This is a genomic window from Chondrinema litorale (assembly GCF_026250525.1).
Classification (GTDB): Bacteria; Bacteroidota; Bacteroidia; order Cytophagales; family Flammeovirgaceae; genus Chondrinema; species Chondrinema litorale.
Window position 1 is genome coordinate 465,441 of the sequence record NZ_CP111043.1, and the last position, 16,097, is coordinate 481,537.

Sequence of the window (16,097 nt, forward strand, 5' to 3'; positions counted from 1 at the left end):
TAATAAATTTTAAAGAATAGAGTTGCTATCTGCTTTTTAGCAAAAAAAAATCCCTTTAGCGATACGCAAAGGGATTTTAGTGTTAAGGTTATAAAAATTATTTATTTAAATTAAAATTCTAATGTTTTGCCTAAATAGAAATCGAGTACTTTCATCTTAAACACATAATCGTACTTTGTTCTAACTAAGTCCGATTGGGCATTAATCATATTATTTCTGGCAACATTGTAATCTGTTTGGTTAGCCGCACCTATATTAAATTGCGACTCTGTTATTCTAAATGTCTCTTGTAAAGATTCCAGTCTTCTCTGGTTTGCATCAAATGTCTTACTGGCAGCAAGTACATCTTGTCTAGCAGTTTCTATCGTTTGTCTCAACTGGTTTTTTACTTGCTTAGAAGTTACTTGAGCTCTCTGGTATTGAATTTTAGCACGGTTTACTCCTGTTTTTACTTGATGCCTATTATAAATAGGAATAGATAGGTTAAACCCGATGCTTTTTCTCAAACTTTCTTCTAACTGATCCCAAAACAAAAAGTCTGATTCTATAATTTGTGTTTGAGGATACTGACTAAACACAGGATATTGTATCGGCACACCATCTGGTGATAAATCTGCAGGAATGTTGATATAGCCAATGGCAGTTTCTTCGTATCCAATCACTTCAGAAGAATACTGTACCGCCTGTGCACTTGAAAAGAAGGTATTAACACCCGCTTGTAATGTTAATGTAGGATAGTAAGCACCTTGAGCTATTTTAACTCCTGTCTCAGCACTCATAATATTTAAATCTGCACTTTGTACTTCAGGCATGGTTGCTTCAGCAGTGTTATAAATCTCCGAAGCACTCTCTATCAATAAATCTGATTCAGGGTCTGCTATCTCTGGAATTATAATATCAAATGGCTCTTCATATGGAATTTGCAAGAGTTGCTTTAAACTCAAAATTGAAAATGCCAAAGCATTCTCATTAGTTACCACCTGCACTTCATCTGTAGCTTTTTGAGCTAATAATTCGAGTAAGTTGGTTTCTGCTAAAACTCCTCCATTTACCAGTTTCTCTGTTCGCTCTATTTGAGATTCTGTATTTCCCAATAACCTTTGAGAGTTATCGAGATTTTCTTGGTCGAACATAATCTGCAAGTACAAAGAAACCACATTGAGCATGAGGTCATTTTGTGCTTTTTCCATATCGGCTTTGCTGGCATTATAATTCTGCTGGCTCTGCTTAACAGTATTATGTATTTGCATACCGTTAAAAAGTGTAAGGTTAGAGCTAACCCCAAAATTGTTTGATCTTACACGTTGGGTAATTGGTGCATTGGTGTAAACATCAAAAGAACGACCCCAGTTATAACTATGACTAGCAAAACCGTTTAGGTTTGGTAATCTCGCAAAATTTGCTTGTTCTAATAAAGCTTTGTTATCTGCAATATTTAGTTTAGATAACTGAACATCCAAGTTGTTTTGCAAGGCATAATCTAAACATTCGCGTAAACTCCACTCTTTCCCCTCCCCTTGTTCTGTTTGTGCATTAAGTAATAATGGTAATAGTAATAAAAATAAGAAATTAAAAAGTGTGCGTATTTTCATATCAATCTTGACCTTAAATAATTGACCTCAGTTTCACTTATTTTCTGAGCTCTAAACTACACGATTGGTCGTAATAAGGAATGATTTATTACTTGAAAGGATAATAAATTTTGTGAACAGTACAATTCAACAAAAAAGCTGTTTCAAAACAGCCTGTTTATTCGAAAATAAGCAGAATGTCTGAAACAGCTTAAAACTGTATTTAATAAAGTGGGTGGATATTACATATTATCCAATACTTCCATTACAGCTTTTACGTGACCACGAGAAGTTTCGAGCAATGCTTTTTCTTCTTCGTTAAGATCAAGTTCAATTACTTTTTCGATACCATTAGCACCTAAAATTACTGGAACACCAAGGTATGCATCATCAATACCGTACTCACCTTCTAGTTTAATACAAACTGGGAATACACGTTTTTGATCTTTTACAATTGCTTCTACCATTTGAGCAGCAGCAGAACCTGGCGCATACCATGCAGAAGTACCCATCAATTTCACTAATTCGCCACCACCAACTTTAGTTCTTTGTACAATAGCATCAAGTTTTTCTTTATCGATCAACTCTGTTACTGGAATACCACCAACAGTTGTATATCTTGGAAGTGGAACCATAGTATCACCATGACCACCCATTAATACAGCCTGAATGTCTTTAGGAGAAACGTTAAGTGCTTCTGCTAAGAAAGCTCTGTAACGAGCAGTATCAAGAATACCAGCCATACCCATTACTTTAGTTCTTGGGAAACCAGATTTGATGTGTGCTGCATAAGTCATCACATCAAGAGGGTTTGATACTACAATAATTTTTGCTTCAGGTGAATATTTTACTACATTTTCTGTAACAGAACTTACAATTTTAGCATTAGTTGAGATAAGATCGTCACGAGACATACCAGGTTTTCTAGGTAAACCTGAAGTAATAACTACAACATCTGAACCAGCAGTTTTCTCATAATCGTTGGTTGATCCAATAGTTCTTGAATCGTAAACATTGATTGGTGCTTTTTGCCAGATATCAAGCGCTTTTCCTTCTGCTACACCTTCTTTAATATCTACTAAAACGATTTCGTTGGCTATTTCGCGATATGCTAAAACATCAGCACAGGTTGCACCAACATTTCCTGCACCTACTACGGTTACTTTCATAGTTGTTTATATGTTTATAAATTTTATGTTAGGATTAATTTGTTGCTAATATAAACTAGCATTAAGGCAACTGCAATTAATTCAAATGCTTTATAGCTCTGTTGAGCAAAGAATTTAACCAAATCATCGATTTTTTCTATTTTTCAATTTATTTGCCTTAAACCCCCTCTTTTGGGGCAATTTTATTCCATATACGCTATGATTTTCAGTATTTCCTAAAAATGATTTTTATCATATTTTGAGATTTGTATAAGGAAATTCTAAATCTAAAAATTAACACTTGCTGTTTTCTATCCCTTAATAAAACTGCTCTTGTAAAATCTAAAAAATAATCTAAATATTCGGTAACGTATGCTACAAATTCAAGTATGCAAGTAGAAACACATGCAACCAATAAGAATTCTATATGTCTCTAGATAAATACTGTTAATTTTTCATTACCTCATTATGCTCAAACATCATATACTTCTAGCTCTCAGGAGTTTTAAAAGATTCAAAAGTTCACTTTTCATCAATCTTACAGGTCTTTCTACAGGTTTAGCTTGTACCATGCTTATTTTTTTATGGGTAAATGATGAATTAAAAGTAGACCGCTTTCACGCGCAAGACGATCGTCTTTATCAGGTAATGGAACACCAGAAGTATGCAGATAATATAATGACAACCACCTCTACTCCCGGAGTGCTTGCAGAAGGTTTAAAAGATGAAATTCCTGAAATAAAATATGCGGCTACTACTACTTGGATCTCAAAATACACCCTTTCTTTTGGTGAGAAAAACCTAAAAGCAAATGGCTACCATGTAGGTGAAGATTTCTTTAATATATTTTCATACAATCTCATTCAAGGTGATGCAGATCAGGTATTGAAAGATAAAAGCTCAATTGTAATTTCTAAATCATTGGCAGAAAGCTTATTTGGAAACACAGAAGATGCTATAGGAAAACAGATTGAATATCAACATGATAGAACCTTTTTAGTTAGTGGGATTTTTGATGAAATCCCGACCAACTCTTCTTACCAATTTGACTTTGTATTGTCTTTCGAAGATTACAAAGACGATAATGGATGGGTTTTAAATTGGGGGAATAATGGACCAAAAACATTTGTAATCTTAACTGATGATGCTGATGCCAATGAGCTAAGTGATAAAATTGCTGAATTTGTTAAGGGTAAAAATGAAGAATCTAATGTAACCTTGTTTTTACAAAAATACTCAGAGAGATACTTACACGGTAGTTACGAAAATGGCCAACAAAGCGGTGGCAGAATAGAATATGTAAACATGTTTTCTATTATCGCCATTTTCATTCTCATTATCGCTTGTATCAACTTTATGAACCTCTCAACTGCTAGAGCTTCTAGAAGAACCAAAGAAGTAGGAATTAAGAAAGCACTGGGTGTTAAAAGATATGATTTGGTAATTCAGTTTATGGGAGAATCTATAATGGTTTCTTTATTCTCTCTCGTAATTGCTACGCTGATGGTTTGGATAGTACTACCTGAATTTAACAACATTACAGATAAACAAATTTTACTAGATTTTGATCCAGTTCAAATTTTAGGCTTCTTGGTAATTGCCATTTTAACTGGTATTGTATCTGGCAGCTATCCGGCACTTTACCTTTCAGGATTTCAACCAGTAAAGGTTTTAAAAGGCGAGTTAAGAACTTCTCTAGGCGAACTTTGGGTACGCCGCGGATTGGTGATTTTCCAGTTTACATTATCGGTTGTGTTGATTGTTTCTGTAATGGTGATTTATAAGCAAATTGACTTTGTACAAAACAAAAACCTCGGTTACAATAAGGATAATGTAATCTATTTTGAAACCGAAGGAAAAGTAAATGAAAATCCTGAAACTTTCCTTACAGAACTCAGAAAGAAACCCGGTGTAAAAGCAGCATCTTCTATTAGTAATGTATTGCTTGGAAGAAATAGCAACACCAGTGGTGTAAGTTGGGAAGGTAAAGACCCAGATGCCAACATATTATTTGAAAATGTACGAGTAAACCACGATATGCTCGAAACACTGGGCATTGAAATGAAAGAAGGTCGCTCATTCTCACGTGATTTTAGCACAGATACTTCTAAAATTATATTTAATGAAGCTGCCATAAAAGTAATGGGATTAGAAGACCCAATTGGAAAAACTATCGACCTATGGGGCGAATATAAACTCGAAATAGTAGGCATTGCCAAAGACTTCCATTTTCAATCTTTGCATGAGCAGGTAAAACCATTATTCTTTGTGCTGAGCCCAGAAAATACTTGGTATGTAATGGCAAGATTAGAAGCTGGCAGAGAAAAAGAAACCATTGATAGATTAACCAACTTCTATCAATCTTACAACCCGGGTTTTACTTTCGATTTTCAGTTTATGGATGAAGAATATCGCAAGATGTATGCAGCCGAGCAAAGAGTTTCTTCACTTTCTAAATACTTTGCAGGTTTTGCTATCTTAATTTCGTGTCTTGGTTTATTCGGTTTGGCTGCCTTTACTGCCGAAAGAAGAACTAAAGAAATTGGCATTCGCAAAGCACTAGGCTCAAGCTCTTTCAATATACTATTACTTATCTCTAGCGATTTTACCAAAATGGTTTTAATCGCAATAGGAATTGCCTTACCATTTAGCTACTGGATTATACAAAGTTGGTTAGAAAAATTTGCATTTAGAATTGATTTAGAAATATGGTTCTTCGCACTTGCAGGATTTTTAGCCTTACTTGTTGCTTGGCTCACTGTGGGTTCTCAAGCTATAAAAGCAGCAACATTAAACCCTGCTAAATGTCTTAAAGATCAATAATATTTGCTTGTACATATTTATTCAAAAGTGCTTCTGAGATTTCTGAAGCACTTTTTTTTATAGCTCTTTGTACATAATAAAAGCATCTACATAACCTAGCTCCATATGCTTAAATCCTTTGGGAAGAGTCCCGATAATTTGAAAACCGTATTTCTGCCAGAGCTTTACTGCTACCTCATTTGTGCTGACCACAATATTAAACTGGATGGCTTTATAGCCTTGCTCTTTGGCAAACTCTAATGAATGCTTGCACATAGCCCCTCCTACTCCTTTACCTTGCGCATTGGCGTGCACCATATAACTACAATTGGCAATATGAGCACCCAAATCTATTTGGTTGGGTTTAATAATATAAGTGCCCAGAATTTCGCCATTCTCCTCTACTACAAAAGTATGCATATAGCTAGCAAACCAATGTTTTGCTAAGTCTGTTTTCGGAGTTTTAGGGTCAAAAACATAAGTATCGCCAGTACTAATTACCTGCTTAAATATCTCCCATACCGCATCATAATCGTTTTCAGTAGCTTTTCTAATGAGCATAAAAGTTGATTTGTGTCTTTAATAATGGGAAATTAAATATAAATTAACCCAATCAACCTCTCTTCTTCAAAAATTTGCGAATGCCAAAAGCTGCAATTACGATTAGCACAGGTAAAACAATTATTATCACTTTTAATAAATACAGCTACTTCACTAGGGTTTACTTCTTCCATTATTCTAATTTACAATTTGGTGGCTATTACAATTCCGGTAGACCAATTCATTTTGGTGATGTTAAAATCTTGTCTGCTTCCCAAATACGCAAGTAGCTTTTTCGCTTTTTCCGCATGCCCTTCTGGCCAGTTGGCTTGTTCCTTCATATCATCAATTATATAAAAGCCACCTTTTTTTACCATTGCCAGTACTTCTTCTAATTCGGTGTATTTACCAGCCCAAGTATCTGCAAATATTAAATCAAACTTTTGTGCTTTGTTCGACTCTACCCACTTACTCCCATCTTCACTAACAATATTGATTCTACTGTCTGAGCCAAAGTACTTATGAGCTATTGACAAAAAAGCATCGCTATTATCTATGGTTGTGAGTTGGGAGTTTTCATCCATTCCTTCGGCAAACCAGCACAAAGCCAAACCTGTTCCCGTACCTAATTCTAGAATGCTAGCTCCCGGTTTTGAAGCAACTAATGTTTTAAGCAAAGAACCTGTTTGCAAGTCTGAGGGCATATTAAAGCCAATTTGTTCAGATGCAGCTTGAATTTCTGGATAGTACTTGGGTAAAGTTATTTGAAAGTCATCCATCTATCACTGATTTATCATTTGTATATTTTATTAAAAAACTGATCAACCACATGTTGATCTTCTGGAAAATTATGTACTTCAACTATCTGGTTATTTTCGATCTTCCACATAAGACAAGACATATTATTCAGGTTTTCTTCATCTTCTAGATTACTCCAATTTCTATGGCAATCAATCACATAATTATCATTTACTCCCATAACAATAGACTCTGCCTGAAAAAGAGCTTTATTGAGCGCACTAAAATATTCCATTACTTCGGCAATACCTTTTTTTGTTCCACTTAGCGGGTGTTTTCCGGGAATATGCCATTGAATATTCGCTGAAAAAATCTTTTTAATTTCGTCCATATCATGTTTAGCATATGCACGAAAAAACCGATTGATTAAAATAAGATTTGGATGTTCTGCCACTTGTTTATTATTCTGGTGAAAAATACTAATCTGTTGCCTTCAACAAGATTGTGACAAACTTAGATGGCAGGAGTTTGGAAAAAATTAAACTACCTTAAGCGTTTTTAATTTATTTCTTTTTAACCATTTGGCTAAAATACTCGGGAGTTACGCCTAAATAACTGGCTATTTGCTTTTGGGAGAGTCTGTTTTTTAGTGATGGATACTTTTTTTGAAACTCAAAAAGTTTGCTTTCGGCATTGTGCGAATAGTTTTTTAAAAGTCTGTCTTGCAAAGCCATCGCTGCATTTTCTGCCATTATCCTAAAAAAACGCTCGAATGCTGGTGAAATATCGAAAAGCTGATACATGGCACTTTTAGAAATTTGCAAAAGCAGGGCATCTTCTACAGCAAAAATCTCCATATTAGATTCTTGTTCTTTTCTAAAGCTTTTGAAATCTCCTACCCACCAGTCTTCATGCGGAAAGTGTAAGGTGTGCTGCCTGCCCTCATCGTCTATCATGGTGGTTTGGAACAAGCCTTTTATAATGTAGCTCTCATACCTACAAACCTGAAAAGGTCTGAGGAGATAATCTTTCTTATTAATTTCTTTAATCGAAAAACTCTGAATTATCTCCTCAAAAGCCTCATCGTCTACCACCACCACTCTTTCTAAGTGCTTTCTAAATTGTTGATGATATGTAGATGTATTTTGAGGCATGTTGAAAATTAGATTTTAATTCTATTCATTACAAACCTCGCAATAAGTATCTCTTATAAACTTGTCGTCTAAGAGTTGAAATGTTAAACCTCCTTGAGAAATTGGTAAGAATATATCGCAATATCTTTTGGTGTTTTTATCAACCGCATTGAGCATAAATGTTCTGTAATTCGGGTCTTGAGTTTTACCTCTATTGGCAATCGTCAATTTTAGATAATAGAATATCAAATCTTCATCTACATCAATCGCATCAATTCTTTTTGCCAATACTTCTTCTGCCCATGCAAACTTACTATACACAGCAAGGTATTTAGCTAAACATACCAAATCTTTATCATTCAGGTCTATTCCCGAATAGGCAAAATAAACCTCTTTTATCGCATTGCTTTTACCATTATAATCTTGTTCCTGCGCTTTATATTGAGTTAGAATGATATAGTAATTCATTCTTAGTCTTCTAACAAGACTCTTCTCAAGTCCAAGTTTTTGCAACTCGTTAATTGAGTTATTTACTTCCTTTTGGTTGGTTACAATTTCTCCCTTGTTCCAAGACTGCATTTTAAGCGCTAAGAGGTTGTATTTTACCTTTAGGTTTCCCGGTAAAATTTCTAGTAATCGTTCAAAATGTTTGATATTTTCATACAGATCAAAATTTTCTTGCTCATATTCAAAAATGGCAAAATTATTTAGCAAAGCACCATAAGTCACTTCTTCTGGCACGTCCAGCTTACCTATATAATCGTCTGGAAACTGCTTATCTCTTACTTTTTCGAAGATAATTTTTTGTAGGTATAATGCTTCTTCAATATTACTTTCTTGAATATTTTGATCGAATAAAGCCTTTAATTTTACCGGATCATTTTCAATTTCGGTAAACTTCTTTTCGAGCTTTAGCTCCACCATTGCTTTTCTATGAGATTGCAAAATAGGTTCTAGTTTCGAAAGCAAAGTTTTGTTTTGCAACTCCTGCTTTATAGCCTCTTGAGATAGTTTAGATAGGTACTCATATTTAGAATTAGTAATATCTACTAAGAATTCTACCCAGTTTTCTTTGGCAGAAACATTAGAAACAATTTCAGGTTTCTGGTAAGTTTGTAAAGCATCAATAATACTTTTAGCTCTACCTTCTTGCAACTTCATGTTGTTCTCAACAGTACCCTCAACCGAAGAGTAAGCCTTAATATTAATTTCTGTGATATTATAGTCTGTTAAATTAAGTGAGTCGTAAAGTGGCTGAATGTCTGAAGTCTCGAAAGCAACTTTATTTTTTTCGAAAGGGATTACAAACTTCAACTCTTTTTTAACCTCTTTGCTTAGCTCATGATAGCTATCTGACGGTATGGAGTCTTTATACAAACCCATATCTAATATGCCCCAATTGCTATAATCTAGGTTTGTAAATCCATGATACCCACAAGCATATTTCTTTTGGATAATCAATAAATTGCACTCCACCATATCTGGATTAAAACCAGAAGGAAGCTTTCTGTATTTAATTTTGATAAAACCACCATTAGAAACCTCCATATTTTCGAACATCTCTTTTCTAAACATAGGTTCTAGTAAATAGCCATAGTGAATGTTTGTTTTTGGAGCTACTCTTCCATTACAAGTTATTAAGTTGCGGTGATTCACATCTACTGCAATGCCATCTGTATTTGAGCTAAAAGTTTTCTTTAGGTAGTCTTCGTTTCTAAAAATAAAGTAGATGGTGCCGTTTTCAACTTTTAATCCATAGCGAACTTCTGGTGGAAAATGCCTGTACAATTCCATATAACTTTCGCATTCTTTTGCTGGTGGTGGACCCGGATTTTTAATTTCGTAGGTCTGCGAGTTTTGCTGTGCTTGTAAAACTAATGGCGCTAAAAGTATTAGTAATAGATATTTAAATTTCATGCTAATTGTGCTTTTGTAATAGTGTAAAGTCGTTTTTTAGTTTAGTGGGCACGAAGTTATACAAAAGCACTAATTTTAGTTATAAATCTATACTCCTATTAGCTTTTGTTTTCATTTGACCTCGAACTTTAAAACATTTTAAAACCTCAGTATACAATCTCAACACCAACTTGTTATATACTTTTACTTTCCTACTTCCAACCTTCATAATCATACGTTGATAATTGACGACTATTGGGTTTATCAATAAAATCGAAATAATGCATTTCATATTTTTCATCATTGGTCTTGATTCACCACCTCTTCCAACACTTCTTTTATACTTTGCAGCATGTCTTTGCTTTGCTCGCGGATGGTTAAAACTCGCTTTTTGCCTTTAAGTAAAGTCGTAAAATGATTGTCTTCTATGTTGGCATCCACCACATAGCCGCCATTTTTTAGTGTGGTTTTAGCAATTTCTATAGGTAGGTTTGTCGCTCCTGAAGTTCCAAGAATAAATAATACACCACTGTTTTTTGCTACTTTGAGAGAACTATATATTTTGTGAGTTCTTTCATTATATATTTCGTCAAACCAGAGAATATTAGGTCTTAACCAACTCCCACAGTCTGGACATTTTAAATGCTTAATTTCTTCTGGTTCTATCTCTTCTGTTAATTCTTTTCCTTTAACATCTACAGGAAATGGCAAAATTTCTCCACAACCACCAGAACATTTTACCTCTCTATAATTTCCATGAATCTCATATATATTTTGGTTGCCAGCCCGCCTATGTAGGTTGTCTACATTTTGTGTGATTAAGTGGAAGCGTTCTTCTAACAGTTTTTCTAAATCGTAAAGGATTATGTGGCTTTCGTTAGGCTCTACAGACTCAATCATTTTTTTACGAAATAATGTATACTGCCAAACCTCTTCTTGATGGTCTTTAAAATATCTGTAAGTACCAAACTCTTCTGGTTTGTGGTATTTTGTCCCTTTTACCCAGATACCATCAGCACCCCGATAAGTTGGAATACCACTATCGGCAGAAACACCTGCCCCAGTAAGAAATGTAAATATATTCCTTCTCTCCTTCACATAGACCTCTTCAAGAATCTCTTTTAGCTGGTTCATTGTAAGTTTGCATCAATTAAAATGTATAATCACAATGCTAATAAAATTCTGTTATTTTTTACTTAAATCGGTGATTTTACTCTTCAGGAATTGGCTCTTCTAAAATAAAACAATATGTCTCATTTCGAATGCCTCATCCCATTAAGGGTAATTGTTTCGACATCGGCCAGTGAGGATTGATTTATTTTAAAATTAAATAGTTTATAACAACCACATTCTGTAACAAATTCATTTAACATATAAAGAGAATCTCCATTATCATCTACTCCCCAAAGTGTATCATAAATGGGTATCACTTCTAGACTTAACTGATTGTCTAATAATTCCATTTCTCCTTGATATCTAGTATTCCCACAATTATCACACATACCAATACTAAGTAATAGTGTATCTTCTAATTGTACTTTTTCTATCAAGCCAAGATCATTTGGACTTGCTTCTATAGCATTACAGCTTTGATAAGTAAAGTCTACGAGTTGAGGTTCTTGCTTTGGTGTACAACTCAACCAAATAAATGGAAAATACAAAAGACTCGTAGCTACAACTTTTTTAAAATGATGCATTTAATTTTTTTTCTAACAAAACAAAAACCCGAAAGCAAAAGCAATCGGGTTTATAATAGTATGCAATTTAATTGAATACGTACTTTGTTATGAATATTTTCATTCCACCTCTACTGGTTTTAAAAAGTTATTAATCGTATGCTTTGCAAGCATTCTACCTTGCCTTAAACCTTCGTCTGTAGCAAACCTGAAATGGTAACCATTCATTACCCTAGAGTCTGCACAGTCTTCGGCAGCTTTGTTTAAATTGTTGTAACTCCTGTATTTTGCATCAGGGAGCGCGGTGGTGGATTCCATGGTGAAAGAGACTTTGGGAGTACCATAAACATATGCTACAATTTCGGCTCCAGCAGCACCACAAGCAGCATGTGCTGAGGGATACTCGGGCCAAGGTGGAGTAAGCATTTCTGGTTCCCAGTTTTTCTCTTCTGCTGTTTTTGCGTTTCCATCTTTTGCTGCATTTCTAATTGCAGTATATGGTCGCCATGTATCGTAAAAGTATTTGCTTTCTAGAGAAACCATATATAAATCGTAAAGATTCATATTTAGTAGTGCAAACATTCTATTTGCCTTATTTCTAGACAGATTTCTTTCAGCAGCAGTAATTCTGCCTATTCGGTTCCAGCCGTGTTCTGCAAACTCTGCCCACCAATGTGCATAATTTGTTTGATCTTCTGTGCGGACAGTACTGTTTTTACCTCCATAAGCCTTTACCTCATTAAAAGAACTAATGTACTCCTCCGATTTTAGAGCTGGTGGTGCTGGCGATCTAAACTGAGTGAGCGAGTCAAGTGTAAAAGGTTTGGCCACAGAAAAATCTGGAATTAAAACCCAATCAAACTCAGGGGTAAATTGATAGTTACCGGGTTTTGTCATAGGTGTATAATCGCCACGCTTTTCGTGTCCATCTTTATCTCTAAGGGTGATATAAGCTTGCGCCACTTCTCTGCCCAGCATAATGCCTGCTTTCTTTAATGCTGCATCAACAGACATATCTATCCATTGGTCGCAAACCATGTTTATTGTATCTGCTCTATTGGGATAAGCTTTTAATAGAATATTTCTGGTAGCTTCTGCCGCTGCTACAACCGGATCGAAATTTTCTTTTTGCTCTTTGTAATAATACTGCTCAAACTTTGGGTCTATGCTATTAAAAATATCGTGCATGGCTAAGTGTACCATTGCCAAAGCCCTTACCCCTATAAATGAATAAAACTGATCGTGGTCATTTGCAATGGTATAAGTAAGCTTATTAAGGTCTAAAACAATTTGATTATCTGTACGAGATTCTGGCACATCATAAGGTGCATGCATTCTTTGGCAGGAGTTCCAAATCAGCAATACAACACAAAAGTTGATAAAACCAATACCTATTACTTTCTTGTTAATATTCGAATTTTGGTAGCGCATAACATCATCTTTCAGTTTAAAAAATACAAGGGGTAGTAAGATTTGCTGGTATGTATGAATGCAACAGAATACAGATTTAGATTCTGGATAAAGATTTTCTTAGAGATTAATACTGGTTGAGTTTTCTACTTTTAATTGATGTAATGGATGGATGATAATCTGAATCAGTAGAAATGTAATGGAGGCGATTTCTTTTATGAAGTTACAAACTTATTTGCTGATATCTAAGGAAATTGGGAGAAATCATTGATAGTATTTACAAGAATTTTTGATCTCCTCAATAAACCCATTTATCAAAAAATGGCTGTAGGTCTGTATCGGTCGCTTCTTCCATGGCTTGTTGGAAAAGCTTTGCATTTACCGACTTACCAAAATACTTTTTGCTATAATGTTTTACACCCTTCCAAAAAGCCACATCACCTAATTCTTCGCGCATTAGATGTAATACATAAGCCCCTTTAAAATACACAATGCTTCTATCACTCGAACTTGGGTTATTCCAATTTTTAAACACTAGTGATTTATCGTTGCCTTCTTTCTTCACTTTTTCATACACTTCGCGATAGGCATTGATGTCTTTAAGATATTTCTCTTTTCCGAAGCGATGCTCGTTGTAAGCAGCAGACATAAAAGTAGCAAAGGCTTCGTTTAGCCAAAACTCTCCCCAACGCTCGCAAGTAATGTTGTTTCCCCACCATTGGTGAGCCATCTCATGAGAAACAAGGTTGGTTTCTGTACTGTCTTTTAAAATCATAGCTCCATAAGTTTCTTTCAATACAGAAAAGCCCGCCATTTCTTGATAGTAATTACCGATTAAAATCTGGTTATAACTCTTGTTTTGATAAGCAACACCTGTTTTACTTTCAAAAAAATCAATCATATCCGCAGTGTATTGGAAAATGGTATCCAATTGTGCTTTTGTGTAAGCAGCACTATAACAGTTTAAAAGTGTTTCATTATGCTTAATTATTGAGTGATTAAACTCACCAATTGCAAAACCAAAAGTATAAGCAGGAACTAAGTTATTTTGAACCCAACTAAAGCAGATTTTGCCATTATCCAACTTCTTCTGTTCCACCAAGTCTCCGCATGCAATGGCGCGTGCAACCGCTTGTGAATTTTCATCTACTATAACATCCATAGCAATACTTGCCTTGTCGGTAATGAGGTTTCGGCAAACCATCCACTCACTGGTTGAAAAAAAGGTATATACCTGATTCTTTTCAGGCATAAAATGAATGCCTCTAGTCGGATTACCTTGGTAGGTAATATGAATATAGTTTTCTTTAGGCAGCTTATCTTTTAATTGGATAATGAGCTGATGATCTCGCTGTTGGAATGCAGCCACAGAATTTCCGTCTACAGCATCCACAGTGAGACTGCCACAGTCTAAAGCTATTTGTTGAGTAGCATCATCAACCGAAAAAAGAATATCAACCTCGCCTTTTACAGATTTTGCTTGTATATCAAGTTCTATTTTGAGATGATAATTTAATACATCAAAATCGCTGTTTTGAGCGGCAACTTGGTTACAAACAACGCAAAGCAGAAAAACTAAGATTTTTGTAAATTGAGACACCACTAAGCTAGTTTTTCGATTTTCTTTTTAATCTCATCAGCTTCATCGTATCGACCAGTATCCATTAAATAATTGCCATAGGCAGCCAGTCTTTCTTTATCGTTGGGTTTGAGCTTTAATCCTTCTTGATGCACTTTTTCAGCAGAACCCAAGTCGTCCATCTTCATAAAAGTCATAGCCAGACTCTTACGTGCCAAGTTACTGTCTGAAATAAGCACAGCATCCATGAGGTTTTCTAAAGCAGATTGGTAGTCTTGAGCCTCAACCTGAGCAATACCTATAAAGGTAAGACAAACAGCTTCGTCTTTTTCTGATCTGGTTACTTTACAGGCTTTTGTAAATAAGTTGACAGCTTCTGTAAAATCAGCTTTTTTATAATTTGCCCAACCAGCATTCCAGTAAAGCTTCCAATCTTCTTTCTGTTCGAGCACCCTTGGGCTTAGTAGTTGAATCACTTCTTCCCACTGATGCTCTTTAAGCAATTGACTGGTTTGTTCGTATATGGTTTTTCTACTCAAGACTCACTTTCTTTTGATTAAATCATCACAATAATAGCAAAAATGAATGAGTAATCAGGAAAGTGCTTTTATCTACTTACCAATTCCGGTTCTAGTTTTTTAAGCCCATTTATGCATTTGATATTTCGCTGTTTTTTCTTTTGCTCAAACATTTTCATATTATCAGAAACAACTTCGTGCGTATATGTTCTTGGGTGATAAATATGGTACACAATTGCTCGGTTTTTCACAGATTTTTTCTCTAAACCAATTTGCTGTAAGCGCCATTCAATGTCTACATCTTCGCCAACTCCGGGGTTTTCATAGTCTTCGTCGAAGCCATTTACATCTAGCAAATGTTGTTTTCTTATTCCCCAATTACAACCCACCAAACCTCTAAGTTTAGCTGCTAAATGAAACTGCGGATTGTACACACATTCTTTTACACATTTAGAATCTGAGAAGATTAGAGAAAGCAAGTTGAGTCTTTTGAGGCAAGTTTTATCTTTGATGTAAGAGGAGATTTTTTCCCCCAACTTTACTCTTCTGCCAACCAGAATATAACCCGGTTCACAGTTTTGAATGTACTCTTTTACAAAGTGTTTGTGAGGAATACAATCACCATCAATAAAGGCAATAATCTCCGATTTAGACTTTTTGATGGATTTATTCAACATCATATTTTTTCGAAAACCTTTGTCTTCATGTTGATGCACATGCTGAATAGAGAAGTTGTATAAATGCTTGTGATGATCTAGAAAGGTGATTGTTTCTTCATTATAATCGTCTTCTGATATAATGGCTTCAAAGTTTCGTTCACTCTGATTGTTTAAACCTTTCAATATAAGCTTAAGGTTATCGATCGCTCGATAATACGAAATTACAACGGTTAGCTTCATTCAAGTAATAAGTTGACTAAGATAATTGTGGTTTATATGGACGCAATAATCCTAATTGGATGAGCTGATAGCATCACACATTGTTAGTGTTTTAAATTTTAATCACATGAATTTTCGACACTGGAAGGGTAAGTGGTATTTGTAAGTATGAGCTGACTGATGGTATCTTACAAAGCTATAAAAGGTA

14 protein-coding genes are annotated in these 16,097 nt (G+C 35.0%); 1 reads left to right on the top strand and 13 read right to left on the bottom strand.

The window, feature by feature from the left end; genetic code table 11:
* Positions 1–110 precede the first annotated feature (110 nt).
* Both OQ292_RS01945 and mdh read right to left on the bottom strand, forming a co-directional pair.
* Entirely contained in the window at positions 111–1,592 is a 1,482-nt protein-coding gene (locus OQ292_RS01945) for a TolC family protein (RefSeq protein WP_284684364.1), read from the bottom strand.
* Positions 1,593–1,813: 221 nt separating this feature from the next.
* Entirely contained in the window at positions 1,814–2,740 is a 927-nt protein-coding gene (gene mdh / locus OQ292_RS01950; RefSeq protein ID WP_284684365.1) for a malate dehydrogenase, read from the bottom strand.
* A gap of 447 nt (positions 2,741–3,187) precedes the next feature.
* Here mdh and OQ292_RS01955 point away from each other — a divergent pair, with 447 nt between their 5' ends.
* Complete coding sequence (locus OQ292_RS01955; protein ID WP_284684366.1) at positions 3,188–5,542, top strand: ABC transporter permease; 2,355 nt, start codon at positions 3,188–3,190, stop codon at positions 5,540–5,542.
* A gap of 57 nt (positions 5,543–5,599) precedes the next feature.
* On the opposite strand, the gene OQ292_RS01960 is transcribed toward OQ292_RS01955, so the two are convergent.
* From OQ292_RS01960 to OQ292_RS02010, 11 genes are all read right to left on the bottom strand, one after another.
* Complete coding sequence (locus OQ292_RS01960; RefSeq protein WP_284684367.1) at positions 5,600–6,082, bottom strand: GNAT family N-acetyltransferase; 483 nt, start codon at positions 6,080–6,082, stop codon at positions 5,600–5,602.
* A 182-nt stretch (positions 6,083–6,264) separates the two neighbouring features.
* On the bottom strand, positions 6,265–6,840 hold the full coding sequence (locus OQ292_RS01965) for an O-methyltransferase (protein WP_284684368.1): 576 nt from the start codon (positions 6,838–6,840) through the stop codon (positions 6,265–6,267).
* Positions 6,841–6,854: 14 nt separating this feature from the next.
* Positions 6,855–7,253, bottom strand: coding sequence for a nuclear transport factor 2 family protein (locus tag OQ292_RS01970; protein ID WP_284684369.1), 399 nt, complete (start codon positions 7,251–7,253; stop codon positions 6,855–6,857).
* Positions 7,254–7,362: 109 nt separating this feature from the next.
* The gene (locus OQ292_RS01975; RefSeq protein ID WP_284684370.1) at positions 7,363–7,953 is read right to left on the bottom strand and encodes a Crp/Fnr family transcriptional regulator; all 591 of its coding nucleotides are present in this window, start codon (positions 7,951–7,953) and stop codon (positions 7,363–7,365) included.
* A gap of 21 nt (positions 7,954–7,974) precedes the next feature.
* Positions 7,975–9,849 (bottom strand): hypothetical protein, encoded by a 1,875-nt coding sequence (locus OQ292_RS01980; RefSeq protein WP_284684371.1) that lies wholly within the window; start codon positions 9,847–9,849, stop codon positions 7,975–7,977.
* A gap of 279 nt (positions 9,850–10,128) precedes the next feature.
* Positions 10,129–10,962 carry an SIR2 family NAD-dependent protein deacylase gene (locus OQ292_RS01985; protein ID WP_284684372.1) on the bottom strand — a complete coding sequence of 278 codons (834 nt, stop codon included), beginning with the start codon at positions 10,960–10,962 and terminating at the stop codon, positions 10,129–10,131.
* Between the two features lie 119 nt (positions 10,963–11,081).
* Positions 11,082–11,525 (bottom strand): hypothetical protein, encoded by a 444-nt coding sequence (locus tag OQ292_RS01990; protein ID WP_284684373.1) that lies wholly within the window; start codon positions 11,523–11,525, stop codon positions 11,082–11,084.
* A gap of 99 nt (positions 11,526–11,624) precedes the next feature.
* Entirely contained in the window at positions 11,625–12,935 is a 1,311-nt protein-coding gene (locus OQ292_RS01995; RefSeq protein ID WP_284684374.1) for a vanadium-dependent haloperoxidase, read from the bottom strand.
* A 277-nt stretch (positions 12,936–13,212) separates the two neighbouring features.
* Positions 13,213–14,514 (bottom strand): M1 family aminopeptidase, encoded by a 1,302-nt coding sequence (locus OQ292_RS02000; RefSeq protein ID WP_284684375.1) that lies wholly within the window; start codon positions 14,512–14,514, stop codon positions 13,213–13,215.
* Positions 14,515–14,516: 2 nt separating this feature from the next.
* The gene (locus tag OQ292_RS02005) at positions 14,517–15,032 is read right to left on the bottom strand and encodes a tetratricopeptide repeat protein (RefSeq protein WP_284684376.1); all 516 of its coding nucleotides are present in this window, start codon (positions 15,030–15,032) and stop codon (positions 14,517–14,519) included.
* Positions 15,033–15,100: 68 nt separating this feature from the next.
* Complete coding sequence (locus OQ292_RS02010) at positions 15,101–15,910, bottom strand: glycosyltransferase (protein ID WP_284684377.1); 810 nt, start codon at positions 15,908–15,910, stop codon at positions 15,101–15,103.
* Between the last annotated feature and the right edge of the window lie 187 nt (positions 15,911–16,097).